General features: G+C 71.7%; 23 protein-coding genes. 6 read left to right on the forward strand and 17 right to left on the reverse strand.

Annotated elements, in window-relative coordinates; all coding sequences use genetic code 11:
• Nucleotides 1–114: 114 nt before the first annotated feature.
• The 4 genes from ACTWJ8_RS34070 to ACTWJ8_RS34085 form a co-directional block, all read right to left on the reverse strand.
• On the reverse strand, nucleotides 115–426 hold the full coding sequence (locus ACTWJ8_RS34070; RefSeq protein ID WP_443261390.1) for a hypothetical protein: 312 nt from the start codon (nucleotides 424–426) through the stop codon (nucleotides 115–117).
• Nucleotides 427–493: 67 nt separating this feature from the next.
• A complete protein-coding gene (locus ACTWJ8_RS34075; RefSeq protein WP_443261391.1) occupies nucleotides 494–964 on the reverse strand; it encodes a hypothetical protein in 471 nt (156 codons plus the stop codon).
• Nucleotides 965–1,157: 193 nt separating this feature from the next.
• On the reverse strand, nucleotides 1,158–1,628 hold the full coding sequence (locus ACTWJ8_RS34080) for a hypothetical protein (RefSeq protein ID WP_443261392.1): 471 nt from the start codon (nucleotides 1,626–1,628) through the stop codon (nucleotides 1,158–1,160).
• Nucleotides 1,629–1,814: 186 nt separating this feature from the next.
• Nucleotides 1,815–2,267: a MarR family winged helix-turn-helix transcriptional regulator gene (locus tag ACTWJ8_RS34085; protein WP_356373410.1), complete on the reverse strand. Its 453-nt coding sequence runs from the start codon at nucleotides 2,265–2,267 to the stop codon at nucleotides 1,815–1,817.
• Between the two features lie 130 nt (nucleotides 2,268–2,397).
• Here ACTWJ8_RS34085 and ACTWJ8_RS34090 point away from each other — a divergent pair, with 130 nt between their 5' ends.
• A complete protein-coding gene (locus ACTWJ8_RS34090; RefSeq protein WP_443261393.1) occupies nucleotides 2,398–2,940 on the forward strand; it encodes a phenolic acid decarboxylase in 543 nt (180 codons plus the stop codon).
• A gap of 22 nt (nucleotides 2,941–2,962) precedes the next feature.
• Here ACTWJ8_RS34090 and ACTWJ8_RS34095 read toward each other — a convergent pair whose 3' ends face one another.
• Nucleotides 2,963–4,447 carry an amidohydrolase family protein gene (locus ACTWJ8_RS34095; RefSeq protein WP_443261394.1) on the reverse strand — a complete coding sequence of 495 codons (1,485 nt, stop codon included), beginning with the start codon at nucleotides 4,445–4,447 and terminating at the stop codon, nucleotides 2,963–2,965.
• A gap of 178 nt (nucleotides 4,448–4,625) precedes the next feature.
• On the opposite strand from ACTWJ8_RS34095, the gene ACTWJ8_RS34100 reads away from it, so the two are divergent.
• From ACTWJ8_RS34100 to ACTWJ8_RS34115, 4 genes are all read left to right on the forward strand, one after another.
• Nucleotides 4,626–5,489 carry a hypothetical protein gene (locus tag ACTWJ8_RS34100; RefSeq protein ID WP_443261395.1) on the forward strand — a complete coding sequence of 288 codons (864 nt, stop codon included), beginning with the start codon at nucleotides 4,626–4,628 and terminating at the stop codon, nucleotides 5,487–5,489.
• Nucleotides 5,490–5,514: 25 nt separating this feature from the next.
• Nucleotides 5,515–7,554, forward strand: a complete 2,040-nt coding sequence (locus ACTWJ8_RS34105; protein ID WP_443261396.1) for an ATP-binding protein — start codon at nucleotides 5,515–5,517, stop codon at nucleotides 7,552–7,554.
• On the forward strand, nucleotides 7,541–9,175 hold the full coding sequence (locus ACTWJ8_RS34110; protein WP_443261397.1) for a hypothetical protein: 1,635 nt from the start codon (nucleotides 7,541–7,543) through the stop codon (nucleotides 9,173–9,175). Before ACTWJ8_RS34105 ends, ACTWJ8_RS34110 begins: the two co-directional genes overlap by 14 nt.
• A 102-nt stretch (nucleotides 9,176–9,277) precedes the next feature.
• Complete coding sequence (locus ACTWJ8_RS34115) at nucleotides 9,278–10,807, forward strand: hypothetical protein (protein WP_443261398.1); 1,530 nt, start codon at nucleotides 9,278–9,280, stop codon at nucleotides 10,805–10,807.
• A gap of 35 nt (nucleotides 10,808–10,842) precedes the next feature.
• On the opposite strand, the gene ACTWJ8_RS34120 is transcribed toward ACTWJ8_RS34115, so the two are convergent.
• From ACTWJ8_RS34120 to ACTWJ8_RS34135, 4 genes are read right to left on the reverse strand one after another with little or no spacing between them, the layout of a single operon-like run.
• The gene (locus ACTWJ8_RS34120; protein WP_443261400.1) at nucleotides 10,843–11,691 is read right to left on the reverse strand and encodes an ABC transporter ATP-binding protein; all 849 of its coding nucleotides are present in this window, start codon (nucleotides 11,689–11,691) and stop codon (nucleotides 10,843–10,845) included.
• On the reverse strand, nucleotides 11,688–12,767 hold the full coding sequence (locus ACTWJ8_RS34125) for a FecCD family ABC transporter permease (protein WP_443261401.1): 1,080 nt from the start codon (nucleotides 12,765–12,767) through the stop codon (nucleotides 11,688–11,690). Before ACTWJ8_RS34125 ends, ACTWJ8_RS34120 begins: the two co-directional genes overlap by 4 nt.
• Nucleotides 12,764–13,768, reverse strand: a complete 1,005-nt coding sequence (locus ACTWJ8_RS34130) for a FecCD family ABC transporter permease (protein ID WP_443261403.1) — start codon at nucleotides 13,766–13,768, stop codon at nucleotides 12,764–12,766. Before ACTWJ8_RS34130 ends, ACTWJ8_RS34125 begins: the two co-directional genes overlap by 4 nt.
• A 47-nt stretch (nucleotides 13,769–13,815) precedes the next feature.
• Complete coding sequence (locus tag ACTWJ8_RS34135; RefSeq protein WP_443261404.1) at nucleotides 13,816–14,868, reverse strand: ABC transporter substrate-binding protein; 1,053 nt, start codon at nucleotides 14,866–14,868, stop codon at nucleotides 13,816–13,818.
• Between the two features lie 303 nt (nucleotides 14,869–15,171).
• Here ACTWJ8_RS34135 and abc-f point away from each other — a divergent pair, with 303 nt between their 5' ends.
• Complete coding sequence (gene abc-f / locus ACTWJ8_RS34140; RefSeq protein WP_443261405.1) at nucleotides 15,172–16,830, forward strand: ribosomal protection-like ABC-F family protein; 1,659 nt, start codon at nucleotides 15,172–15,174, stop codon at nucleotides 16,828–16,830.
• A gap of 14 nt (nucleotides 16,831–16,844) precedes the next feature.
• Here the strand turns inward: abc-f and ACTWJ8_RS34145 are convergent, their stop codons facing one another.
• From ACTWJ8_RS34145 to ACTWJ8_RS34180, 8 genes are all read right to left on the reverse strand, one after another.
• Nucleotides 16,845–18,212, reverse strand: a complete 1,368-nt coding sequence (locus tag ACTWJ8_RS34145) for a nucleobase:cation symporter-2 family protein (RefSeq protein ID WP_443265082.1) — start codon at nucleotides 18,210–18,212, stop codon at nucleotides 16,845–16,847.
• A gap of 19 nt (nucleotides 18,213–18,231) precedes the next feature.
• The gene (locus ACTWJ8_RS34150; RefSeq protein WP_443261406.1) at nucleotides 18,232–19,218 is read right to left on the reverse strand and encodes an isopenicillin N synthase family dioxygenase; all 987 of its coding nucleotides are present in this window, start codon (nucleotides 19,216–19,218) and stop codon (nucleotides 18,232–18,234) included.
• Between the two features lie 212 nt (nucleotides 19,219–19,430).
• On the reverse strand, nucleotides 19,431–20,756 hold the full coding sequence (locus tag ACTWJ8_RS34155; RefSeq protein ID WP_443261407.1) for an amidohydrolase family protein: 1,326 nt from the start codon (nucleotides 20,754–20,756) through the stop codon (nucleotides 19,431–19,433).
• A complete protein-coding gene (locus ACTWJ8_RS34160) occupies nucleotides 20,753–22,087 on the reverse strand; it encodes a uracil-xanthine permease family protein (protein ID WP_443261408.1) in 1,335 nt (444 codons plus the stop codon). Before ACTWJ8_RS34160 ends, ACTWJ8_RS34155 begins: the two co-directional genes overlap by 4 nt.
• Before the next feature lie 181 nt (nucleotides 22,088–22,268).
• The gene (locus ACTWJ8_RS34165) at nucleotides 22,269–22,766 is read right to left on the reverse strand and encodes a quercetin 2,3-dioxygenase (RefSeq protein ID WP_356373394.1); all 498 of its coding nucleotides are present in this window, start codon (nucleotides 22,764–22,766) and stop codon (nucleotides 22,269–22,271) included.
• A 138-nt stretch (nucleotides 22,767–22,904) separates the two neighbouring features.
• Nucleotides 22,905–23,834 carry a calcium-binding protein gene (locus tag ACTWJ8_RS34170; RefSeq protein WP_356373393.1) on the reverse strand — a complete coding sequence of 310 codons (930 nt, stop codon included), beginning with the start codon at nucleotides 23,832–23,834 and terminating at the stop codon, nucleotides 22,905–22,907.
• Nucleotides 23,835–24,011: 177 nt separating this feature from the next.
• A complete protein-coding gene (locus tag ACTWJ8_RS34175; protein WP_356373392.1) occupies nucleotides 24,012–24,320 on the reverse strand; it encodes a GNAT family N-acetyltransferase in 309 nt (102 codons plus the stop codon).
• A 102-nt stretch (nucleotides 24,321–24,422) separates the two neighbouring features.
• Nucleotides 24,423–24,941 (reverse strand): carboxymuconolactone decarboxylase family protein, encoded by a 519-nt coding sequence (locus ACTWJ8_RS34180; protein WP_356373391.1) that lies wholly within the window; start codon nucleotides 24,939–24,941, stop codon nucleotides 24,423–24,425.
• Between the last annotated feature and the right edge of the window lie 61 nt (nucleotides 24,942–25,002).

Raw genomic sequence — 25,002 nt, forward strand, 5'->3', positions numbered from 1 at the left:
AGCCACGACGAAGTTCCCCCGTTACGTCATGCAGTCTGTGTTGCGCCGGCCTTGTGGGACGGCTCGTTGTTGTTGCTCAGCGGCTCAGCTGAAGCCAGTCGGAAGCGCGCTGCCTCACCCGTTGGACCGGCGCATGCTCCGGTAGAGGTCGATCGCGGAGTCCGGCGGAAAATTGGGGACGTAGGTGACGGCCCCGTCGGTCTTGGAGATCACCATGTGGCTGCCGCCCAGCGGTGCCTGCGTGCCGGGCGGCGGCGGAGGCAGGACGGCGTGGACGAGGAAGCCGAGATCGAACTCCGCGACGTGCAGCGGCGCGGGGTTCCCCTCCTGGTCCAGCACCTCGAACCGGGACCGGGCGGCGGCCAGGGCCTCGTCGGCGGTGGTGGGTACGGGTTGCACCGGTTCCGGCGTGCCGGGCTGTGACACGAACTCGCTCCTGCGAAGTAGAAGGACGACTGCTGATAACAGCTGATGGTCGGAGTGGAGATGAGAGCTAGCGACTCGCGGACTTCAGGACATGGACCTCGCCGCCGAACTGGTTCTCCGGCGTCTGCTCCTTGACCAGGGCCTCGTTGAAGTCCTCGTTCTCCTCGTGGTTCTTCGCCATCCGCTCCAGCGCCTTGCCGATCTCGTTGAGCTTGGTGGCAAGGTGGTCCATGGAGTCCGTCATGCCGTCGCGCAGGCCCTCGTAGACCACACCGAACTTCTCGCCGAGCTCGTCGTCGCCCCAGGGCGGGGTGCCCGCCTTGTCGCTGAACGTGGTCATGCCCTTCCAGGCGTCCTGCGCGACGCTCGCGAACGACGTGTCCTTCGGCGGTTCGCCCCCGCCGCCACCGCCGTCGCCCTGCGCCGCCAGGCCGCTCCGTAGCCTGTTCGTCGCCGCGTAGAAGTCCCTGCCGATCTCGGAGAAGCTCTTCCCCTCGGTCCTCAGAGACTCCGGATTGCTCCTGAATCCATCACCCATGACCACGCCCCCGTTTCACCAACCAGCCGCGCTGTGCCGCCGGTTCGCGTCCGCCTCATGTCTGTTCCAGAGTACCCAAAGGGACTGACACGCCCTCAACCTCCGGGCGTCACAGTGCTGTTCCAAGAGTGCGCGCTCAGCAGGGTGCACAGCGCGCACTCCGGGCGCGACCGGCATCATTCGGACGCCGGGTTCAGCCCCGGTGGCCGCCGCCCTGCCCGCGCTTCTTCGACCCGGTGAACAGGTTGGTCGAAGGGCCGTCGCGCTCCTCGCGCTCCTTCTGTGCTTCCTCTTCCCGCTTGCGTTCCCACTCCTCGCGCTTTCCGCGCTCGGCCTCGCGGTCCTGCATGGTCTGCGACTCGGCGGCGTGCCGGATCTCGGTCATGCGGTCGCCGAGCGCGCCCATGTACCGCTCGTCCTTGATGGCGTCGGTCATGCCGATGCGTCCGGACAGGATGCCCTGGGCCATCTCCTGGAGCGGGCCGTGCACATTGGGGTTGCGGGCCAGGGTGCGCAGGGCCTTGTGGAGGCTGTGGGCCTGCTCCGGATCCTGCGCGACGTCCATCAGCTCCGAGTCGTCGATCTCCCGATCGTTCGACGCCGACCCGCTTCCGGGCCCGTTCCCCGGCCCGTATCCCGAACCGCTTCCCGGCCTGTTGGCCATGAGTTCCCCCTTCGGGCCCGGAGGGCCCTTCTCGCGCACCGAACGCTGCCTGCGCACTCATCGCGTTGCGTCGCAACTGTTCACGAGCCTACCGAGACAACCATTCGAACCGTCAACCCGACCTCGTGCGCGGCCTCTTCGGCGACGGTGCGGGCGGAGCGACGGTTGACGGTGCCGCCTCAGGTCCTACTTCTCCGTGAGCCCCGCCGCCAGACGGGACAGGGCCGGGAGCGCGGCGCGCAGTGCGGTCCGTTCCTGTGGGGTCAGGTGCTCGATGCCCCGGGCGAGGGCGGCGGCGCTCGCGTGGTCGTAGCGGTCGAGGAGGTCCGTGGCCTTCGCGGTGGCGGCGAGCAGGACGGTGCGGGCGTCGTCCGGACGGGAGCGGCGCTCGACGAGGCCGGCCGCGCGCATGGACTTCACCAGGTTGCTCACGGTGGACGGGGCGACGCGCAGGCGGTCGGCGGTCTCGCGGGCGGGGAGCGGTCCGTCCGCCAGGACGCGCAGCAGCTCGATCTGGGCCTCCGGGAGGTCGGGCAGGTCGGCGGCGTTGCGGGTGGCGCGCAGCACCGCGCGGCGCAGGGGGCCGAGGAGGTGGCTGAGTTCGCTGGCGGCGGCCTGGTCCGCCTCGGTGATGTCCATGGAGTCATTGTGCCTGCTCAGCCTGTTTGTTTTGCAGCAAAATCATTTTGTGGCAAACTTGAATTGCGGCGCCGCGGGGCCCGAGCCCTGGACGACGGCGCCGAGAGAGACAGAAAGAAGCTGAAGCACCATGGCAGTCACCACCGACATCCGCCCCACCACCGTCGAGAGCCCCGTCCCGCCCCAGGACCTCTCCGGGATCGTCGGCCACCGCTTCATCTACACCTACGCCAACGGCTGGCAGTACGAGATGTACGTGAAGAACGCCTCGACCATCGACTACCGCATCCACACGGGGCACGTGGGCGGGCGTTGGGTCAAGGACCAGAAGGTCGACCTCGTACGGCTCACCGAAGGCGTGTACAAGGTCTCCTGGACGGAGCCCACGGGAACGTCGGTGAGCGTCAACGTCGTCCCCGCCGAGCGGGTTCTGCACGGCGTGATCTTCTTCCCGCACTGGATCAAGGAGCACGGCGAGCGCACCGTGCTCTTCCAGAGCGACCACCTCGACGAGATGCGCGCCTACCGGGACGCCGGACCGACCTACCCGATCTTCGAGGTCCCGGAGTTCGCCCACATCACCCTGTTCGAGTACGTCGGTGAAGACGACGAGAGCGTGGTCGCCATCGCTCCCGGTGACCTCCCGGAGGGCTGGTCGGACCGCACCAACTGACGTCCGCCGGCCGACAGGCAGCTCAGCGCGCCTCCCCCCTCACCGCCCTCCCCGGCAGCGCATCCTCCCGCAGCGCCCCCTCCGCCACGACCGGCACCCCGCTCACGAACAAGTGCCGCACCCCGACCGACGGACGCGTGGGATCCGCGTACGTCGCCGTGTCCGTCACCGTCGTCGGGTCCAGCACCACCACGTCCGCGTCCGCGCCCACCGACAGACGGCCCTTCGTGCGGGCCGACGGTGCGATGTCGTCGAGGATGCGGGCCGGGAGGTAGGAGCAGCGGCGGAAGGCCTCAAGCCAGGTCCAGGCACCCGTCTCGCGGACCATCAGGCGGAGCGTCTTGGCGAAGGTCCCCGCCGTACGGGGGTGGGTCGTGCCGCCCGGCGGGAGGGGCCACCGGGTGCTGTCGTGGGTGCCGTCCGGCCAGAAGACCGGCATCGCGTCGCTGGCCACCACGGCGTCGGGGAAGGCGAGTGCCTGGCGCAGGAGGGAGAGGTCGTGCGGGTCGTCCTCGTCGAGGAATTCGAGGAGGCAGGGCGCGCCGGGGTCCTGCGCGCGGAGCTGTTCCAGGCGGGCCGCGTCCGCGATCCGCTCGCCGGTCTCGACCATGATGACGCTGCTGGGGCCCAGCCCTTTCAGCCGCAGCCGCTCCGGCGCGATGAAGGCCGCGCCGACCGCCGTGCTGCCCGCTCCGTACGGGTACGCCTCCACGGTGACCCGTGAACCCGATCGCCGCGCGGCCTCAAGGGTGCTGAGGACGCGCTCGACGTGGCGGCCCGAGGTGCTGTTGACGTGGCAGTGGTGCATCGCCGCGCCCGTCTCCGCCGCCGCGATCGCGATCTCCGCCGAGCCGTCGACGGGCGTCGCCGGATCCATCTCGACCAGTTCCCTCACGTGCGTGAACGTGGGCGCCCCGGCCTTCGCCGCGAGCCGGGCCACCGCCAGGAACTCGGCGGGGTCGGAGGCGGGCGCGTAGCCCATCAGGACGCCGATCCCGAGTGCTCCGGCGGCCAGTTCCGCTTCCAGGAGTGAGAGCCAGGCCGCCAACTCGCTTGGTGACGAGGAGCGTTGCCACCGTGGGTCGCCCAGCACGGACAGGCTCGACGTGATGCGGGCGTCGGGGGTGAGACCGGCGAGCACCTGGGCCCGCGCGCCGCCCCAGGAGGCGGAGAAACCGTAGTGGAGGGGGCGGCCCGCCGCCGCTGCCTCGGCGTAGGCACGCTCGACCGGCATCAGGCCCGCCTCCAGGTCGAGCGCCGTCGTCACGCCGTCCATCGCCTGCAACCGGTGCCCGGCGATGGAGTGCACATGGCTGTGCAGGTCGACGAAGCCGGGGCCGACGATCAAGTCGGTGGCGTCGATCGTCTCGGCGTCAGGGGGCGGTACGAGGTCGGGGCCGCGTGCGGCGATCCTGCCGTCGGTCATGAGGACGTCGGTCACTTCGTCGACACCCGTGGACGGGTCGATGACGCGGCCGCCCCGCAACAAGGTCTGCTTGCTCGCCATGCGTGCGACTCCCTCGCGGTGTGAGCGCTTCCGGATACTGCCCAAGTCCTCAGGTAATCACGGGAGTCGTGGGGCCGCCGGGATGTCAAAGATCTGGTGACGGCTCCTCCGGAGGGGTACATTCGACTGCTCAAACAGCTTGTCTCATGCATCTGCGCCAACGGGGGTTGGGCTGACGATGACGCTGCACGCGGCCTCGCCCGGCCGCCACGAAGTCCGGTTGCTGCTGTGGCTGTACGAGCAGTGCGGCAGGCAGACCGATGTGCCGGTGCCGACCAGCGGTTTCGGGCAGCAGAAGAACATGCCGGCGCTCGGTGTCGCCGCGCTCGTCGAGGCGTTGCAGGAGCGCGGCCTCGTACGCGTCCACGAGGACGAGGAGCAGCCACCGCCGGACGCGGAGCTGACCACGGCGGGGCTCGCGCAGGCGGAGCAGTACGTCGCCGACCTGGGGAATCCGGACGCGGTCCGGCGATACACCGAGAACGCCCTGGTGATGTGGGCGTACGAGGAGGGCAGGTCCGGGCGCACGCCGCGGCTCAAGGAGTTCTTCATCGCCGAGCGGTCGTCGTTCCACGGCGAGGTGCTCGCGCAGAGCGTCGTCGAGGGCAGTGCGGTGTATCTGCGCGAGGCCGGGCTCGTCACGCTCGACGGGGACGGGATCGCCGCCCGTGTCCGGCTCACCGACCACGGGCGGACCTGCGCGACCAGTGGGGAGGGCGACGTGGCCGCCTACGTGGCGCACGCGCCGCCGGCGATGGGCATCACCATCGGATCGGTCACGGGGAACGTCAACGTTCTGAACGGGGCCATCGAGAACTTCAACCAGGAGACCGGGGTCAACCTCGATCCCGAACAGATACGTCAACTCATCCAGGCCGACCAGGACTTGCGCCACGGACAGGACGGGGCGCCGCCGAGTCCCGAGACACGTTCGCTCGCCGCCCGCGTCCGCGCGCAGCTCGCCGCCGCGCCCGAATCCACGGCCGCGCAGGTCCTGTTGCAGACCATCGGCCCCGTACTGACGCGCGTGCTGGGCGGCTGAACGAACGTAGCGAAGGAGGACGCGCGTGAGCAGACTGTACGGCCGGGACGCCCTCCTCGACGACCTGGTGCCGCGCCTCGTGGGACACCCGCGCGAGGACGGTGCCCGGGACGTCGAACAGGTCCACAGGGACGATCCGCCCGCGCTGCTCCTGACCGGTCCGCACGGCCGCGGCCGCACCGCCGTCCTCGACGCGCTGTACCGCTCCTACAGCGGCCGCGTCCCGGTCGCGGAGGTGGACTGCGCGCAGGGCGCGGGCAGCGGTGACGGGCTCGTCGGGAACACCTCGCAGGGCGCCGACTTCCTCGTCGAGGCGGCGTGCGGGCTGTGCTCTGCGGTCGCGGGGGAGCGGAAGCTGCTGCGGCTGCCGCGGCTGTGGGTCGGGCTCGTGGCCGTCTGCGCCTGGCGGTTCGGTGACACCGCGGAGCAGGACGCCGCCCAGGAGCGCGTACGGCGGCTGCTGACCGGCTGCGGTCTCGCGGAGGCGGCCGTCGCGGACGACTGGGTGCGGGACGTGAACGACCGGCTGCCGAACGGTGTCGCCCCCGAAGAGCTCCAGCCCGTCGTGGACGCCTCGGTGGAGCTGTTCACCGAGCGCTATCTGACGAAGAAGGAGCAGGCGGGAGACGTTGTCGCGTTCTACGCGGGGCGGCCGGGCACCCGCCGCGACGAGTCTCCCCTCGTCGCCCACTCCCGCGCCTTCCACCAGGGCGGCGACCTGCGTGAACTCGCCGAGGCTTCCCTCGCCGTCGCGCTCCTCGAGGATCTACGGGCCCGCTACGGCACCCGCTGGATGCGCTTCAACCGGCCACCCAGGCCGCTGCTCCTGCTCGACAACGCGCAGACACCGGCCGGCGCCCACCTCCTCGACCAGTTCCTCGCCCACCGGGCCAAGCAGCCCGGGGACCCGCTGATCGTGGTGGCCGCCGCGCGTGGCAGCGCCCGCCGCCGCTCGTTCCCCGACGCCACACACCTCACCCTGGAACAGGTCACCGGCGGCGCCGCCGACTGGCAGCGGCCCGAGACCGGCACCGCGTCGGCGGGGCTCGTCACCGTCGAGCTGCCCCGGCTCGACCGGCACGACATCGTCACCATGCTGAGCGACGCCGCGCCATCGCTGCGCGGGGAACTGCCGCGCGTGGTACGCCGTTTCACGCAGGGCTCGCCGCTCGGGTGCGGGCTCCTGACCGAGGCCGTACGGGCCGCGCCGAACACCGCGGCCACCCCCGGCTTCGACGTCGGCGCGCTGCAACTGAACGGTCAGTCGGTCACCCGGCAGATCGCGGTGCGCCTCGTCCCCGACCCGGAGCTGCGCCGCAACCTGACGCTGTTCTCCGTGGCGCGCGACACCGCGGCCGCGCGCGCCCTGGCCGCCGCGTACCTGCCGGCCGACCCGGACCGCGCCGCGGTGGAGACCGCCCGCGGCCACCTGCGGGCCGAGCACGGCGCGCAGACGCCCCGGCCGTTCGTCACCGACCCGTTCCTGCGCGCCGTCCTCGTCCTCGAACTGCGCCGCCGCAGGCCTCAGCCGGCCGGCACCACGCCGACCTGGCACGCCCTGCACGAACTGCTCCGCGCCCACCACGAGCGCGCGGGACAGCACATCGACGCCCTGCACCACGCGCTCGCGGGCGGCGCCACCGGACACGTCGCGAGCAGCCTGTACGAGCGGTTCGTGGAGGAGGGCGACGCCGAGCAGTGGCTGCGCGACCTGTGGCAGGTGGCGACGGCGCCGCATCCGCCGGACGCCGGCTGGGCCAGGGACTGCTGGAACAAGGCCGGAGGCAAGAGCGGCACCGAACCCGTCGGCGACGACGTGCTGCGCTCCGTGCACCGCCTCCTGCACGCGGTGTGGCTCGCCGCCGATCCGTTGACCGCACCGGACGAGCGGCTCTGCGAGCGCATCCGCTTCGACCTGGAGCTTCTGTCGGGCCGTCATGTCACCGGCGCAGGAACGCTGTTCGACGCCGCGCAGGAGTGGCACGACGACCTGCGCGAGCTGCGCACCCCCGCATCCGCCCTGCCCGCGCTCGGCCCCGAAGGGAGCCACGGTGAGCTTCACTGACATCTTCGTCCGCCCTTTCGTCAGGGGGCGCCCGCTCAGGCGCGGTGAGCGGATCCTCGGCCGCTGGATCGCCGGGTTCGTGGCCCTCGTCCTCGTAGGAGCGGCGGCGTGGATCGTCGTGCCGATCGTCACCGGCAGCGACTGCAAGGACGGGCTCGAGGAGAAGGACGGTGAATGCGTCGGCCTCGTCGACGCGACCGTGCGCGCACCGGTGTTCAAGCCGGGCGAGGACGGGCCGGGCAAGCAGATATCCGGGCTCGTCGCGCGCATCGCGAAGGAGAACGGGCGGGTACGGGACCTGTGGGAGCACCCCAAGGGCGCCGCCGACAAGAAGCCGTACGTGAAGGTCGCCCTGCTGCTGCCGTTCAACACCTCGAAGTCCGGGGCGATGACCGCGCCGCTCCTCGAACGCAGTCTCGCGGGCGCCTACGCCGCGCAGCGCGACGCCAACACGTCCAGCAACAGCGTCAACTTCCAGATGCTGCTCGGCAACATCGGCGCCGACCTCGACCTGTGGGAGCCCGCGGTCGACGCGGCGGCCGAGCTGACCGGCAGCGGGAAGCAGCAGGAGGGCGACTCCCCGCTGGTGGGTGTCATGGGGCTGCCCAACAGCGAGCAGGACTCGCAGGACGCGGCGACCGCCCTGGCCAAGCGGAACATCCCCGCCGTCAGCGGCGTCCTCAGCTCCCCGAACATCAAGGCCAGGACGTTCTACAAGACGGCGCCCAACAACCGGAACTCGGTCCTCGCCCTCGCCCACTACCTCGAGGAACACCCCGGCAACGGCAAGGGCTTCCTCGTCTGGGACTCGCGCTCCGGCGACGACTACGTCACCAACACCAAGGCCGAACTCCTCAAGAGCTTCGGCACGAAGTACCAGCTGGCGGTCAGGGACCGCTCGTACATCGGCACCATGGGCCCCTACGAGGGCGCGCCCGCCGCGATGGCACCGGCCGCCTCCCGGCTGTGCCAGTCCGGCGCGGACACCGTGTTCGTGGCCGGACGGGACTGGGACCTGCCGGAGCTGGTCGAGGCGATCGCCAAGGACGCCGACTGCCAGGCCCGCAAGGACAAGGCCAAGCACCCCATCCGCGTCCTGCGCGTCTCCACCGGACTCACCTCACGCCTGACCGGCGACGCCATGCGCGCGGCGATGAAGGAGGCCAACGTCGTCACCCTCAACGCCGCGCCCACGGACAACCTGTCGTGGAGCCGGGGGCAGGACGCGCCCCGCCAGTACGGGACGTTCGCCGCCACCGTCGCCAAGGACGCGGGCCTCAAGGGGAGCGACCTCGACGACGGGTACGCGATCATGCACTACGACGCGTTCCAGGTGCTCATCAAGGGCGTCACCCAGTTCACCAACGACGAGGACAACAAGGGCCAGTTGCCCACCAAGTACGACGTCAACAGCAACATCAGCAACATGAAGGTGGGCACCGACGGGGACTGCGGGGACTGCGTGCGCGGCGCGAGCGGCGACTTCGGTTTCACGTCGGAGAACGACAACTGGCCCGTCTGCAAGATCGTGCCCGTCGTCGAGTACCCGCGCGCGTCCGACTACCGCCCACCGAAGCCCTTCCGTACGAGCCCCGGCAAGGGCGGTTCGTGCCCGGCGTGAGGAACGTCAGGCCTTGAGGCCCCGCCGGTTCCGCGGCAAACGTTGCGGTTCCGTGATCGGCCGGTACCCGAGGTGTGGCAGGGGGACTGTTCCACTGGGGCGATGCCCCGTCTCGACACCGCCGCCCCCGTGCGGGCCCTGCTCGCCGCCGTCCTCACCCTGCTCGGCTGGGGCGCGCTCCCGGCACCCGCGGCGCACGCCGCCGACCCGCAGGGGCTCAGCGCACCCGCGTCCTTCCGCGTCGCCCCGTACGGCGGAAAGCCGCGCCCCGACCGGGAGAAGCGCATCCTGATCAGCTACGACAGGGGAGTGCCGCGCGGCACGGCGCACGGGTCGACGCTCACCATGGACGTCACGGACTCTTCCGACGTCCTGCGCCTCAAGCAGTACGGCAACGGGTGTTCCGGCACGGACCGGAAGGTGGTGTGCCGGGTCGGCGAGGCGTACGACAGCTGGACCGACTGGGCCGGAGCGCTGCCCCGCGCCGCGCCCGGCAGCAAGCCGGGCGACGAGGGCGAACTGCGCGTCAGTTTCCGCACTTCAGAAGGGGAGTTGAGCCGGGCGACGACCCGTGTCGTGGTCGGCGGGCCGGTTCTGGCGCTGCGCGAGCAGGACACGCTCCGGGTCGGTTCGGGCGCCAGGACCGACGTCGCGCTCGGCGTGCGCAACACCGGCGAACTGCCCGCCGACGGCTTCGCCGTCACCACCACGGTCGACGACGGGCTTCGCCCCGTACACCGATCCCGCTCGTGCACGTACCTGCCCCACGGCGGTGCGACGACCGTGACATGCCGCTTCCCGAAGACGGCCCTGCGGCCGGGGGAAGAGGTGTACGTGAAGGACTGGCTGCGCCTCGACGCCTCCGAAACCCTGATGGACTCCTCCTTCCGCACCACCGTCACGCTCGTCGGCCGCGGCGCGGAGAACGGGGGCCTCGACGGCTCCTCCCGCTCCACGAAGGACCCCACCCCGCCCGGCACACCCCGCGCGGGCACGGGCCCCGCGCTCGTCCCGCAGGTGGGAACCGCCCGCGCGGGCAGCGGCAAGTACAGCGAGGACAAGGACGTCTGGACGAAGGTCCGCATCGCCAACCGGCCGGACTACGCGGTCACTTCACAGCTCTCCGCCGCGGACGACGACAGCAGGCGGCTGCGGGTGGGGGCGCGCAACGACGGCTCCGGCGACCCCGGCGGCGGTCTCGGAGGTGTCTCGCTCACCGTGACCCTGCCGCCGGGGACGGACGTCCGCAAGGAGCCCATGGAGGAGATCGACGACGACGTGTTCGAGCCGCTGTGCCGACACCGCGGGCTCACGTACACCTGCCCCCTGAGCCCGCCCGCTCCCCACGAGTCCTCGACGGTCGACTTCGAGGTGCGCGAGAGCGGGGACGGGGTGACAGGAAAGGCCAGGGCCGCCCTCAAGGCCGCCGACACCAGCCGGGACCACGCCGACGAGGACACGACGAACAACACCCGTACCTTCGCCCTGTTCGGAGCGGATGCCCACCTTGTGGCCGCCGACACCGAGTCGGGGCCGGGGACAGGTGTCGTCGTCGCCTGGGTGTGCGCGGGGGCCGCGGTGCTCGCCGGTGCGACCCTGCTCGTACGGCGGAGGGTGCGCGGCCACCGGTGACGCGACGGCCCTCAGATCCTCCGGATGTCCGAAAGTCAGTCGGCCTGCTTCGGTACCGACGGAGTCGACTGCCACGGTGCGCCGGGCACCACCAGCGGGCTGCCGGTCACCGGGTCGGGGACGACCACCGAGTGCAGGCCGAAGACGGTGTGCACCAGATCCGCCGTGATGACGTCGGACGGCGGGCCCTGCGCGACGATGCGGCCGTCCCGCATGGCCACGAGGTGATCGGCGTAGCGGGCGGCCTGGTTGAGGTCGTGCAGCACGGCGACGACGGTGCGGCCGCGCTCGTGGTTGAGGCGGCGCACCAGGTCGAGGACCTCGACCTGGTGGGCGATGTCGAGGTACGTGGTCGGCTCGTCGAGGAGCAGCAGCTCGGTCTCCTGGGCCAGCGCCATGGCGATCCACACCCGCTGCCGCTGCCCGCCGGACAGCTCGTCCACCGGACGGTCCGCGAGGGCCGTGGTGTTGGTGTGCTCCAGGGCCTGCGTGACGGCGTGCTCGTCGGCCTCGGACCACTGCTGCCACCACTTCTGGTGCGGCTGCCTGCCGCGGGCCACGAGGTCGGCGACCGTGATGCCGTCGGGCGGGGTCGGGCTCTGCGGGAGCACACCGATGGCGCGGGCGATGTCACGGCCGGGGATGCGGGCGAGCTCGGCGCCGTCCAGCAGCACCGAGCCGCTCTTGGGCTTGAGCAGCCGTCCGAGCGCGCGCAGCAGCGTCGACTTGCCGCAGGCGTTGGGTCCCACGACGACGGTGACCTTGCCGTCGGGGATCTCCAGGTCGAGGCCGTCGACGACGGTCCTGTCCTCGTACGCGAGGGTGAGGGACCGGGCGGTGAGCCGGCTCGTGCCGTCGGTCGTACGGCGGGTGGCGGTACTCATGAGGTGCTGCCTCCGGAACGGCTGAGGCCGCGCGCGATCAGCCACATCAGGTAGGGGGCGCCCACCGCTGCGGTGAGGACGCCGACGGGGAGTTCGACGGGCGAGAACAGGCGCCGGGCCAGCAGATCGGCGACCACCACGATCAGCGCACCGGTGAGCGCCGACGAAAGCAGCGGGATCTGCGCGGTACGGGTCAGGCGGCGGGCGATCTGCGGGGCGAGCAGGGCGACGAAGTCGACGGGCCCGGTGGCGCCCGTCGCCATCGACGCGAGCACGACGCCGAGCACGGTCAGGCCGAGCCGCATCCGGTTGAGCCGGACGCCGAGGGCGGTCGCCGTGTCGTCGTCGAGGGACGCCGAGCGCTGCGCCCGCGCCGCCCACAGGACGGCGGGCACGGCGACGAGCAGGACCAGGGCGAGCGGGGCCGCCTGGTCGTAGCCGCGGCTGTTGAGCGAACCGGTGAGCCACACCTTCGCCTGCTGGGCCACGAGCGCGTCGCCCTTGGTGAGGAACAGCTGGGTGAGCGAGCCGAGCGCGACCGAGATGCCGATGCCGATGAGGACGAACCGCGAGGCCTGCATGCCGCGCCGCCAGGCGAACACGTACACCAGCAGCGCCGCCCCGATGCCGCCCGCCACCGACACGTACGGCAGCGCGGTGTACGAGGCGAGGCCGAAGCTCATCGCGGCGACGGTGACCGCGCCCGCGCCGTGGGTCACGCCGATGATGTCGGGGCTTGCCAGCGGGTTGCGGGCGACGGTCTGCACGAGGGCGCCCGCGATCCCGAACGCGAGCCCGGCGAGCAGCCCGACGGTGAGCCGGGGCAGTCGCAGCGTGCCGACGACGAGCTGGTCGGGACTCGGCCTGCCCAGCAGGACGTCGACGACCGAGGCGGGGGAGACGAAGGCCTCGCCGACGCACAGGTACGCGACGACGGCCGCCGCGAGCAGCACGGCGAGTGCGCAGGCGACGACGAGGGACCTGCGGTGCACCAGGAAGCTGGAGCGGCCGGGCCGCAGCACGGTGTGTCCCGCGGGACGCAGCCGGCGGGCGGGCGTGGTGGTCGCGCTGTTCATGCGGCGGCCACCGCCCGGCGACGTACGAGCACGATCAGGAACGGCACACCGAGCAGGGCGGTCATCACGGCCACCGGCACCTCCGACGGCGGGAAGACGATACGGCCGATCACGTCGGAGACCAGGAGCATCACGGGGCCGAGCAGGGCGGCGGCCGGCAGCACCCAGCGGTGCGCGGTGCCCACCAGGGCGCGCGCGATGTGCGGAACGGCCAGGCCGGTGAAGGCGATCGGCCCCGCGGCAGACACCGCGGCGCCGGTCAGCACGGTCGCGGCGACGGCGCCCTGGACGCGCAGGAGGCCGACGTTGTGGCCGAGGTTGCGGGCGGCGTCGTCGCCGAGCGCGAGCGCGTCGAGGCCGCGGGCCGCGACCGCGACGAGCACCAGGCCGACGAGGACGAACGGCCAGATCTGGCCGACGACTTCGCCGTCCCTGCCGCTGAGCGAGCCCACCTGCCAGAACCGGAACTCGTCGAGCGCGTGCGCGTCGGTGGTCACGATGCCGGAGACGATCGCGGCCAGGAACGCGTTCATCGCCGCGCCGGATAGCGCCAGCTTGACGGGCGACGCCCCGCGGTAGCCCCCGGCCGCGACGGCGTACACCGCCACCGCCGCGAGCGCCGCGCCCGCGAACGCGAACCAGATGTACCCGGTGAGGCTGTGCACACCGAGGAACGCGATCGCGCACACCACACCCGCCGACGCGCCCTGGCTGACACCGAGGATGCCCGGCTCGGCGATCGGGTTGCGGGCGATGCCCTGCATGACCGTCCCCGCGACGCCGAGCGCCGCCCCGGCGAGGATGCCGATGAGGGTGCGCGGCACCCGCAGGGAGCGCACCAACTGGGCGTCGGGGCTGGTGCCGTGCTGCACCAGCGCCCGCACCACCTCAGCGGGTGCGATCTGACGGCTGCCGACGGCCAGGCTCAGCAGGACGGCGACGAGGAGCATCGCCGCGCACCCGAGCAGCCAGGCGATCCGGCGGCGGGAAGCTCGCGCCATGTGCCGCGCTCACTCTCTTCTCTTTCGGGCTTCGCTTACGGGGGCGGCTACTTGGTGAGGTGTCGGCCCAGGTCGTCGAGGACCGCGTCGGCCGCCATGGTGCCGAGCCCGAGGTACCAGGTCTCGTCCGGGACGTCGTAGGCGTGACCGGCCTTGACCGCCTTGAGGTTCTTCCACAGCGGGTTCTTCTGGACCGCGGACTTCTCCGTGGCGTTCGGCTTCCCGTAGACACCGGTGAAGATGTAGTCGGCGTCGGCCTGGTCGATGTTCTCGGCGCTGACCTCGGCGGCCAGGTCGGAGATGTCCTGGTTCTTGGGCCGCGGGATGCCGACGTCCTTGAGGATGGTGCCGATGAACGAGTCGTTCGCGTAGAGGCGGATCTTGCCCTCGGGCATGAAGCGCAGCATCGTCACGGTCGGCTTGTCGGCGCCGAGTTCCGTACCGAGGTCCTTGGCGCGCTTCTCGTACGCGGAGAGGTTCTTCTTGGCCTGCGCCGTCTTGTCCAGGGCGGCGGCGTTGAGGAGGTAGTTCTCCTTCCACGTGAAGCCGGGGCGGATGGAGAAGACGGTCGGCGCGATCTGCGACAGCTCGTCGTAGGAGTTCGCGGCGCGCAGCTGGCTGCCGAGGATCAGGTCCGGCTTGAGCGCGGCGATGGCCTCCAGGTTGAGGCTGTTGATGGTGCCGACGTTCTTCGGGTGGCCCGCGTCCTTCTTGAGGTACGACGGCAGCTCCGGCGAGCCCTCGCTCGGCGCGAGGCCGACGGGCTTCACGCCGAGCGACACGACGTTGTCCAGCTCGCCGACGTCCAGGACGACGACGCGCTTGGGCCGCTGCTTGATCTCCGTGCTGCCCATGGCGTGCTTCACGGTGCGCGGCCACTCGCCAGGCTTGGCGTCGGTGCCCATTGCGGCGGTCTTCTTGGCCGCGTCGCCGAAGTCCTCGCCGCCCTGCGCGACGGACTTCGAGTCCTTGCCGGAGCCGGCGGCCGCGGACTCGCCGCCGCCCGCCGCGCCGTCGCCGGATCCGCCGCACGCCGTGAGGGACAGCAGACCGGCGAGAACGATCGAGGCCGCGGCAGCGCCGCGCCGTCGGAGAAGCATGGTGCCCCCGGAGCAGTCATCAAACATTCAAAGGAAAGGTGAGGCATACCTTACGCACAGGAATGGATGGTTCGACAAGAGGGGCCGGATCTTGTGGGCGGTGTGGACGGGGTGTCGTTGTGCGCGATGTGCAAGGAGTGGGCGGAGCGGTCTCGCCCGTGGTCGCTCATGAGTTGAACCGAGACGTCTCGTCTTGTTATGGTGTCCGCATGGCTTTCCTCTTCTTCGTCTGAGTCCGGGTGCGGCGCACCGCCGCCGTCTCTGTCCGCCCGTTAGACCCTTCGCACGCCCAGAGGAACCCCCATGCGCGAACGCGCTCGCACCACCCTGCCCACCGCCGCCTCCGCCCCGGCCGCGGCGCAACTGTCCGTCCGGTCGGTCACCAAGTCGTACGGCACCCGGACCGTGCTCGACCAGGTGTCCTTCACCGTCCGCCCCGGCGAGAGGGCCGCCGTCGTCGGGGAGAACGGCTCCGGCAAGTCCACGCTGCTGCGGCTGCTCGCCGAGGTCGAGGAGCCCGACGCCGGCGAGGTGACCGTCCGCTTCCCCGGCGGCATCGGTCACCTCGCCCAGACCCTGGACCTCGACGCGGACCGCACCGTGCAGGACGCCGTCGACCTCGCCCTCGCCGACCTGCGCGCCATGGAGCGCGCGCTCCGGGCCGCCGAGGAATCCCTCGGCGCCGCGACCGAGGCCGAACTCGCCGCGTACGGCGAGCTGTTGATCGCGTACGAGGAGCGCGGCGGCTACGAGGCGGACGCCCGCGTCGAGGCCGCCATGCACGGACTCGGCCTCGCCCGGATCACCCGCGAGCGCGCGCTCGGTTCGCTGTCCGGCGGCGAACAGTCACGCCTCGCGCTTGCCTGCACCCTGGCCGCGGCACCCGAACTGCTCCTCCTCGACGAACCGACCAACCACCTCGACGCGACCGCCGTGCGCTGGCTGGAGGAGCACCTGCGTGCCCACCGCGGCACCGTCGTCGCGGTCACCCACGACCGAGGGTTCCTGGAGCGCATCGCCACCACGATCTTCGAGGTCGACCGCGACGAGCGCACCGTGCGCCGCTACGGCGACGGGTGGGCCGGTTACCGCGCCGCGAAGGCCGCCGCCCGGCGCGGGGCGGAGCAGCGGTACGCGGACTGGGTCGAGGAGGTGGCCCGCGCGGAGGAACTGCTCGAGGCCGCGGGACGGCGGTTGGCCGGTACCGGCGGTGACCCGAAACAGGGCTTCGGCAAACACCGCCGTTCCAGCGAGGCGAAGCTCGGCGGGCAGGTCCGCTCCGTGCGCGAACGCCTGGACCGCCTCCGGCGCACCCCGGTGGCCAAGCCGCCGGAGCCCCTCCGCTTCACCACGTCACTGCCATCGACGACCGAAGGACCCCCATCGGGTCCCTTGGCCGAGCTCGACAACGTACGCGTCGGCGAACGCCTGCGCCTGGACGGCCTGTTGACGATCCAGCCCGGGTCCCGCCTCCTGGTGACGGGCGAGAACGGCGCGGGCAAGACGACGCTGCTCCGTGTCCTGGCGGGCGACCTGCTCCCGGACGCGGGCACGGTGCGCCGCTCCGCCCCGACCGGCTACCTCGCCCAGGAGCTGCCCACCCACGCCACACGCCTGCCGCTCCTCGCCGCGTTCGCCTCCGGACGGCCGGGCCTTCCGGACGAGTACGCCGAACAGCTCCTGTCCCTGGGCCTGTTCCGCGAACACGACCTGCACGTCCCGGTCGCCGCGCTGTCCGTGGGACAACAACGCCGCCTCCAACTCGCGACGCTGCTGACCCGACCGGCCGACCTCCTCGTCCTCGACGAGCCGACCAACCACATCGCCCTCGACCTGATCGAGGACCTCCAAACGGCGCTGGCGGCCTACCCGGGCGCGGTGGTGGCGGTCTCCCACGACCGCGCTTTCCGTGCCCGGTTCAAGGCCGAACACCTGGAACTGCGGGCGGGCCGTCGAGTCTGACCCGCCCGGCCATTTCAGGCTCCCGCCCGCCCCACCGGCTCCTCACGCCGCACCTCCACCACCGGCCCCGGCGGGAGCTCGGCCTCGCCGCGGCGTGAGCGTCCGCCGTTGAAGGCCAGGTTCAGGGCGAATGCCAGGAGCGTCGCGCTCGTCACCGGGGAGCCGAGGACGATGCCCACGCCCTCGGGGAAGCGCGAGTAGAGGTCGGGGGCCACCTCGGGGGCCATGCCGACGCCGATCGACACCGCCACGATCAGCAGGTTGTGCGTGCCGTCGAAGTCGACCTTGCGGAGCGTGTTGATGCCGACCGCGGCGACCGTCGCGAACATCACGAGCCCCGCGGCGCCGACCACCGGCTGCGGCAACCCGGCGACCAGCGCCCCGAGCTTGGGCACCAGGCCGAGGACCACGAGGATGCCGCCCGCGATCGTCGCGACGTGCCGGCTGCGCACCTTCGTCATCGTCACCAGGCCCACGTTCTGCGCGAACACCGTGTCGAGGAAGGCGTTCATGACGCCTCCCAGCACCCCGGAGAGCCCGTCCGCCGCCAGTCCGCGCGCCATGTCGGCGGTCGTGAGCCGCTTCCCGGTCAGCTCCGCGACCGCGATCAGATCCGCCGTCGACTCGGCGAACAGGACCAGCATCACCACGCACATCGAAAGGACGGCGACCGCGGGGAACTCCGGGGCGCCGAAGTGGAACGGGGCACTGACCCCGACCCAGTCCGCCGTCCGCGCCGCCGAGAAGTCGACCAGGCCGAGCGGAACGGCGACCGCCGTCCCCACCAACAGGCCGAGGAGTACGCCGGTCTGGGCGAGGAAGCCACGCCCGAACCGGGCCACCAGCAGGATCACGACGACCACGAACGCGGCGAGCGCGAGCCGCGAGGGCGCCGCGTGATCGGCGGCCTTCGGATCGTTCCCGACGACCAGGTCCACGCCCACACCGATCAGCGCGAGCCCCACCACCGTGATCACGACGCCGCTCACCAGGGGCGGGAAGAAACGGACCGCCTTCGCGAACGGGTAGGCGACCAGCAGCCCGAACACCCCGGCCGCGAGCATCGACCCGTACACCGCCTGAAGGCCGTACTCCCCGGCGATCAGGATCATCGGCGTCACCGCGGTGAACGCGGCCCCCGCCATCACCGGCATCCGCACACCGAGGAAGCGGCCGACGCCGGCGCCCTGAATCGTCGTGACGACGCCCGCGACGAGCAGATCGGCATTGATCAGGACGGCGATCGTCGCGGCATCGAGGCCGGCCGCGGCGCCGAACACCAGCGGCACGGTCACACACCCCGTGTACATCACGAGCACATGCTGGAGTCCCAGCACCGCGAGCCGCCCGAAACCGGCCCGCTGTCCGCCCTGCGCGGGCATCGTCACGTCAACCACCGTCCTATCGCGCGAAGTTGGCAGCGATCCGCTGCTGGATGTAGTCGGCCGCGGTGATCGGCGGGTAGCGGCCCTCCGGGCCCTCGATCACCACGTCACGGTCGGCCTGCGCGAAGAACGCGATGCTGTGCCGCGCCGACCGGTCGTCGTCCGGGCCGGGCGACCTGACCCGGTGGAAGTTCGACGGGAGCCGGTCGTCGCTCCACCGCATCAGCATGTCCCCGATGTTGCAGGTGATCACGGAGTCCGCCGGCTCGACCGGCGTCCACTCCTGCGCCTCGGCCTCCTTGCCGGGACACACCTGGAGGCCACCCTGCCCGTCCCGCTGGAACAGCAGCGTCAGGCAGTCGAAGTCGGTGTGCGCCCCGGCCCGCCACACGTTCTCGGGGATCACCGCGTCGTCGGGCACGGCGAAGTAGTGCAGCATCCGCAGCGTCGACTGGTACCGCGGGCTCGCCGGGTCGTGGGCGCGCGCGAAGAACCCCGCCGGCATCCCGAGCCGGTCCGCGAAGCAGGACAGCACCTTCATCGCCAGGTCCCGGCACTGTGCCTCGAACGCCAGCACGCGCTCCTGGAACCCGGGCAGCGCGTCGTCGGGCCACAGCCCGTCCATGTGCGGGCGGGTCACCTGGAACGACTCCTTCTGGTCGGGCGTCCCGATGGAGGGACGCACCTGGGTCATCGACTCCCAGCCGGAGTTGAGCCCCTTCTTCAGGCCGTGCCGCGCCTTGGTCTCGTCCGGCAGCGCGAAGAATGCCTCGGCGTCGGCGAACGCGCCGTCCACGGCGTCGGGTTCGATGCCGTGGTTGACCAGTTGGAAGAAGCCGATGTCGGTGGCCGCCGCCCACAGCTCCTCGGTGATCTCCGCCTTGCGGCGGTCGAAGTCGGTGAGGTCGATGCGGCGGATCTCGCGGGCGGACGTCTCCGTCCCGGCCCCGCCCATGCGGGTCTCCTTGGCCAACTCGTCGAGTGTGTACGTGGTGTTCGTCATCGCGTCTTTCGCTCCTCGGACACGCAGTGGCGTACGGGATGCAGTCACCGCCCCTGCGATCCCCAGCGCGGACACTCAGAGGTCCGCGTGCACGGTCACGTCGGACCCCTTGGTGGGCCCGGCGCCGTGGGCTGGCGCGGGCCCCGGTCGCCGGGGCCCGCACGCGATGGGGTCAGCCTGCACGGTGTGTGTTACTGGTGGGGATCGTGCTGTTACGCGGCCGTAAAGCCCGCGGCGAGGCCCGCCGCCAACTCCCGGGACGGCAGCCGGACGTGCTCACCGTCGCGTACCAGCACCTCGCCCCCGACCAGCACGGCCGCCACCGTCCTGCTGCCCGCGCAGGTCAGCAGCGTCGCCCCCGGATCGCGGACCGGGAGGCAGGCGTAGTCACGGTCGAAGCGGTGCAGGACGAGGTCCGCCCGCATCCCCACCCGCACCCCGCCGTCCGGGTTCTCCTCGATCCCGAGCACCCGGTTCGCGCCGCCCGCCGCCATCGCCAACATCTCGGGGAAGCCGAACAGATCCGCCTTGCGGTGCGCGGCCCGCTGCAGATACGCGCCGATGCGCAGCGCCTCCAGGATGTCCTGCGTGTCGTTGCTCGCGGCCCCGTCGACGCCGAGTCCGACGCTCAGTCCTGCCTCCAGCATCTCGGGCACCGGCGCGATCCCGCTGCCGAGCCGCATATTGCTGAGCGGGTTGTACGAGACACCGACGCCGTGTCGGGCAAGGGTGGCCCGCCCCTCGGCGCCGAGCTCCACGCAGTGCACGGCGAGCAGCCGCTCCCACAGAAACCCGGCCCGCTCCAGGTAGGCGACGGCACCGACCCCCGTACGGTCACGGCACATCACGTCGTCCGTCACGGTCTCCAGCAGGTGCAGCGAGACGGGCAGCCCGCGCTCCTCGGCGTACGCGCGCACGGCGCCCATGCCCTCCGGCGTCAGACACCGCGGATTGGGCACGGCCACGCCGACGTCGACCCGGCTGCCGCGCGCCCGCGCGATCAGCTCGTCGGTGTGCGCGAGGGCCTCCTTCAACGGCTGCATGAGCCGCGGATCGAAGCCCCACTTGCGGCTCGCGTCGGCCCGGTCGGCGACTCCCCGGCACAGCACGGCCCGTACGCCGCTGTCCTTGAGGGCCCGCAGCACCGCGTCGTGCACCTCGGGTGAGGGGTGCGGCCACATGTGCTCGACGAGCGTGGTGGTGCCGCTGCGCAGTGCCTCGGCCGCGGCGGCGGCAGCGGTCGCGTACGCCCGCTCCGGTGTGAGCAGCGCCGCCTCGTCGCCGACGGCGCTGAGCCACGCCAGCAGCCCGAGTCCTTCGCCGATGCCGCGCAGCCCCGCCTGGAAGAGGTGGGTGTGGGTGTTGACGAGGCCCGGCGTCAGGTGTCCGCCGCTTCCGTCCAACACTTCACCACTGTGCGGGAGTTGACCGTGCTTCGTGAGCGCCGTGACCCGTCCGTCGGCGATGTGCACGTCCATCCCGGGCAGCCAGCGGCCCCCGCTGAAGACGGTGACGTCCGTGATCGTCCCGAGCGTCATCGGGCGGGCTCCTTCCGGGGGCGGGCCGCGCCCGTGCGGTGGAACAGCAGATTGAGCAGGAACGCCACGATCCCGGTGACGGCGATGCCGCTGTCCAGGACGGTGCGCAGGTACGAGGGGAGCGGCGCGTAGAAGTCCGGCGCCCCGAGCGGGATCATGCCGAGTGCGAAGGCGAGGGCGACGGTCAGCAGGTTCCGCGGCTCGCTCAGATCGGCGCGCGCGAGGATGCGCAGCCCCACGGCGCCGACGGTCCCGAACATGACGAGCGAGACCCCGCCGAGCACAGGGCCCGGCACGGCGGCGACGGCCGCCCCCAGCACGGGCACGAACGCGAGCACCACCATCAACACCCTGGACAGCGCCACGACATGACGGCTCTTCACACGGGTCACGCTCACCAGGCCCACCGACTGCCCGAACGTCACGATGGGGAAGGAGGCGAGTGCCCCCGAAACGACGGTGGCCGCCCCGTCCGCGCGCAGCGCCCGTACGACGGTGGGCGCGTCGTCGCCGCGGCCGACGATCTGGCCGACCGCGAGGGTGTCGCCGACGGACTCCACCATGTTCACGAGCTGCACGACGAGCATCGCCGCGATGGCGGGCACCACGAACGTGGGCGCCCCGAAAGCGGTCGGATCGGGCGCCGTGACGATGTGCGCGTCCGCGACCCCCGACCCGTCGAACAGCCCCAGCGGCAGCGCGGCCGCGGTCCCCACCGCCATGGCGAGGAGCACGGAGAACCGGGCGAGAGCGGGTGGTGCGAGGCGCTCCACGACCACCACGAGCAGCACCGTCCCCGCGGCGAGCGCGAGCCCGCTGCCGCCGCCCCCGTCGCCGGTGACGAGACTGGCGGCCGAAGGCACGAGCGAGAACCCGATGACAGCGATGACCGTCCCGGTGACCAGCGGCGGAAACAGATGCAGGCAGCGCCCGAACCACGGCGCGACGGCCAGCGTCACCAGACCGGACACGACGGTCGCCCCGAACACGGCGGCGAGCCCGTGCTCCTGCCCGATCAGGATCGCGGGAGTGATCGCGGTGAACGTGGAGCCCATCACGACCGGCAACCGCGCCCCGAACCATTTCAGGCCCAGTGACTGCAACACGGTGGCGATCCCGCTGACCAGCAGGTTCGCGCTGATCAGCAGCCGGATCCGGTCCTCGGGCAGATGCAGCGCGGTCCCCACGAGCAGCGGCATCGTGGCCATGCCCGCGTACGCGACGAGCAGATGCTGAAGACTCAGCGGCACGAGCCGACGCCACGGCGGGCGGGCGTCGACGGGGTGGGGTCCTGGGTGTGCGGGCGCGACGGCATGCTCGACAACAGCCATCGTTCCTCCTCACAGCTCGGCGGAAGACGGCTGGTTAGCGCCCGGACGAGCGCGCAGCCGGACGCCCACCGGCCGTTGCAGCCATGACCGGTGTGGGGGTGACACTAGAGAGGCGGTATTTCGTCGCCGTTGCGCTCAGGAAACCGCGGCGTACCCGGGTGGGGCGTGGAGGGGGCGGGCCTCAGGCGCCCGCGGGAGCGTTCGGTGGCGGGCCCAGGATCTCGATGTGGTGGCGGGCCGCGGCGTGGCCGAGGACCGCGGGGTCGACCGGGCCGGGGTCCGGGAGGCGGCGCTCACGGGCCGGGGTGCCGGCCTCCGCGGCGAAGTCCTCGAAACCGGACGGCGTGGTGATCTGGAGACACCGCAGCGGTTCCTCGGAGCCGACCACGAAGGTGTGCGGCAGCCCCACCGGCAGCAGCACGAAGTCCCCTGGGCCGGCGGCGAGTTCCTGCTCGTCGCACAGGAAGCGGACCGAGCCCGACAGGACGTAGAACATCTCGTCCTCTTCCAGGTGCCGGTGCAGCGGCGGGGCGAATCCGGCGGGATTGAGGAACTCCACCACACTGACGCGACCTCGCGTCTGGGGCCCCGCGGCCTTCACGGTGGCGAGGTTGCCGGTGAACCACAGCGCCTGACCCTCGCTGCTCGTCATGACGTAAGGACGGTCGACGGACGCCATGGCCGCCTCCAGGAGTGGAGATCGAACGGGAGAGACCGTACGTCGTGAATTTTACGCCGGTATGTCGGTCCGAGAGAGGTCGGCGCGGGCCCGACGCCCGGCCGACCCGATGGGGCCGGCCGGGGAGGGGCGGTGGGGTCAGCGCACGTCCACGCAGTCACCGGTCGCGGTGACGGGCGGCGTGGTCGAGGTGCCCTCGAACTTGTACCGGTAGCAGCGGTCGGTGGTGGCCGTGCGCGTCTGCTTCTCGACGCCCGCCAGGCTGCCGGTGCCGGTCTTGTGGCTGCTGGTGGTGGCGTACGAGCCGGTCAGCGAACGCTCCTGGAGGCGGACGGTCTGCTGGGTGTAGCCCGCGTACTTGTGGGTGTCCCAGTTGGCGCGCTCCAGCTTGCCGGTGATCGTGATCGTCCTGCCCTTGGCGACGGGCTCGGGGGCGGCGTTGTTGCTCAGCCGGGACCAGCGCTTGAGGTACCAGGTCCTGGCGTTGTCGGTGTCCACGTCCGTGGCCGCGTCGGTGACCGCCCAGAGGGCGATCTTCCAGGCTCCGGCGTCCTCGTTCGCGAGGTCGCTCCGCGGGTCGATCTTGAAGGTGGCCGTGCAGCTGAACGTGGTGTCACCGGACCGGACACAGGGGTCGACGTCGTCGGCGAACTGCTCGGAGTTCATGAACTGCTCGAGGCCGCTGTCGCGGTCGGTGCCGCGCCAGATCGACGCGTTGCTGCCGTAGAGCTTCGTCCCGCCGCTGAGCGTCCACTTCACGGTGATCGTCTGCGTGTTCGTCGTGCCGACGCGGGCGCTGTTGCCGCCGTCGACGGTGACGCCGGAGACGACGGTGGACGCGTCGGCGCTCGCGGCCAGGGTCTTGGCCCTGGGCGCGGCGTCCTTCGCCGCGGAGGCGTCGGCGGCCGCGGCCCTGCTCTGCTCCTGCGCCTCGGCCGCGTCGGTCCCGCCCGCCATCGCGGACGGTGTGACGAGCAGGCCGACGGCGAGCCCGGAGGCCGCCAACGCGCCGACGCCCAGGGTCACCTTCTTGCCGGACGTCAACTTCTTGCGGGAGTGCTGGGACATGAGGAGGCTCCGTTGTCACCTGTCGACGGGCGGACGCGGGTCGGGGTGAGCCGGACCCGCGTCGCGCACGGCCTCAGCGGCCGCACAGTCTTGATCGGCGATGGAGCGAAAGGGTTGTACGCGCGCGGCAGTTGGGGCGCGTGAGGTGCGTCACTCCGGGGGCCGCGCGCGCCGCTCCTAGTCCTCGACCTTGCTCCGGCTCTGGTACGCCAGGTCCTGGTAGTCAGGGTGGCGGGCCATCCAGCCGGAGATGAACGGGCACACCGCGAGGACCCGCAGGCCGTCCGCGCGTGCCGCGTCGAGCGCCGCACGGGCCAGGGCCGAGCCGATGCCCTGGCCGTTGTACTCCGGGGCGACCTCGGTGTGCGTGAAGACGACCAGGCCGCTCTCCTTGGTGCGCATGTACTCGGCGACGCCCGCCCGCTGCCCGTCGACACGGGCCTCGTAACGGTTCGCCTCGGCGTTGTCGGTGATCTCGATGGCCATCGGGGCCCTCCGTGTCGTGATGATGGTTCGTGATGGTGGATACGGCTCAGGGGTGTGGCGTATGTGGCGCTGTGCGTAGTTTCACGCAGGGAAGGGGCTCGGTCACTGGACCGACGGGCCCGGCATGGCGGACCGGCGCACCGGGTGCTTGCTGAGGATCGAGACCCGGTTGAAGGCGTTGATGGTGATCGCCGCCCAGATCGCGGCGGAGATCTCGGCGTCGTCGAACACCTCGCGGGCGGCCGCGTACGCCGACTCCTGCGCGGTGTCGTCGTCCGGGTGCGTCACCGTCTCGGCGAGGCCGAGCGCCGCCCGCTCCCGCTCGGAGAACACGGCCGCGTCCCGCCACCCCGGCAGCACGCCGAGGCGCAACGGGGACTCGCCGTCACGCAGGGCCGTACGGGTGTGGCGATCGAGGCAGAAGGCGCAGCCGTTGATCTGCGACACGCGTACGTTGATCAGCTCGAGGAGCGCCGGTTCCAGACCGGCCGCCGTGGCCGCGGCGCGGACCGTGTCGGAGGCCTGGCGGAAGGCGCGGTACGCGTCCGGGGTCTGCTTGTCGATGAAGATCCGCCGCCGGTCGCCGACGTGCGTGTCCGTCGTGGCTGCGCTGGTGCTCACTGAGGCCCTCCCTCGTTCGTGGCCGCCGGTCGGGGTGGCGGCCCACGTCAATATAGTTTAC

It is taken from the genome of Streptomyces sp. SDT5-1, assembly GCF_052245995.1.
GTDB lineage: Bacteria > Actinomycetota > Actinomycetes > Streptomycetales > Streptomycetaceae > Streptomyces.

Bases quoted from the DNA above. Each gene is read 5' to 3' on its own strand.
- ACTWJ8_RS34075 (WP_443261391.1), bottom strand. From the start codon at position 964: ATGGGTGATGGATTCAGGAGCAATCCGGAGTCTCTGAGGACCGAGGGG.
- ACTWJ8_RS34080 (WP_443261392.1), bottom strand. From the start codon at position 1,628: ATGGCCAACAGGCCGGGAAGCGGTTCGGGATACGGGCCGGGGAACGGG.
- ACTWJ8_RS34085 (WP_356373410.1), bottom strand. From the start codon at position 2,267: ATGGACATCACCGAGGCGGACCAGGCCGCCGCCAGCGAACTCAGCCAC.
- ACTWJ8_RS34090 (WP_443261393.1), top strand. From the start codon at position 2,398: ATGGCAGTCACCACCGACATCCGCCCCACCACCGTCGAGAGCCCCGTC.
- ACTWJ8_RS34095 (WP_443261394.1), bottom strand. From the start codon at position 4,447: ATGGCGAGCAAGCAGACCTTGTTGCGGGGCGGCCGCGTCATCGACCCG.
- ACTWJ8_RS34100 (WP_443261395.1), top strand. From the start codon at position 4,626: ATGACGCTGCACGCGGCCTCGCCCGGCCGCCACGAAGTCCGGTTGCTG.
- ACTWJ8_RS34115 (WP_443261398.1), top strand. From the start codon at position 9,278: ATGCCCCGTCTCGACACCGCCGCCCCCGTGCGGGCCCTGCTCGCCGCC.
- ACTWJ8_RS34120 (WP_443261400.1), bottom strand. From the start codon at position 11,691: ATGAGTACCGCCACCCGCCGTACGACCGACGGCACGAGCCGGCTCACC.
- ACTWJ8_RS34125 (WP_443261401.1), bottom strand. From the start codon at position 12,767: ATGAACAGCGCGACCACCACGCCCGCCCGCCGGCTGCGTCCCGCGGGA.
- ACTWJ8_RS34130 (WP_443261403.1), bottom strand. From the start codon at position 13,768: ATGGCGCGAGCTTCCCGCCGCCGGATCGCCTGGCTGCTCGGGTGCGCG.
- ACTWJ8_RS34135 (WP_443261404.1), bottom strand. From the start codon at position 14,868: ATGCTTCTCCGACGGCGCGGCGCTGCCGCGGCCTCGATCGTTCTCGCC.
- abc-f (WP_443261405.1), top strand. From the start codon at position 15,172: ATGCGCGAACGCGCTCGCACCACCCTGCCCACCGCCGCCTCCGCCCCG.
- ACTWJ8_RS34145 (WP_443265082.1), bottom strand. From the start codon at position 18,212: ATGCCCGCGCAGGGCGGACAGCGGGCCGGTTTCGGGCGGCTCGCGGTG.
- ACTWJ8_RS34150 (WP_443261406.1), bottom strand. From the start codon at position 19,218: ATGACGAACACCACGTACACACTCGACGAGTTGGCCAAGGAGACCCGC.
- ACTWJ8_RS34155 (WP_443261407.1), bottom strand. From the start codon at position 20,756: ATGACGCTCGGGACGATCACGGACGTCACCGTCTTCAGCGGGGGCCGC.
- ACTWJ8_RS34160 (WP_443261408.1), bottom strand. From the start codon at position 22,087: ATGGCTGTTGTCGAGCATGCCGTCGCGCCCGCACACCCAGGACCCCAC.
- ACTWJ8_RS34165 (WP_356373394.1), bottom strand. From the start codon at position 22,766: ATGGCGTCCGTCGACCGTCCTTACGTCATGACGAGCAGCGAGGGTCAG.
- ACTWJ8_RS34170 (WP_356373393.1), bottom strand. From the start codon at position 23,834: ATGTCCCAGCACTCCCGCAAGAAGTTGACGTCCGGCAAGAAGGTGACC.
- ACTWJ8_RS34175 (WP_356373392.1), bottom strand. From the start codon at position 24,320: ATGGCCATCGAGATCACCGACAACGCCGAGGCGAACCGTTACGAGGCC.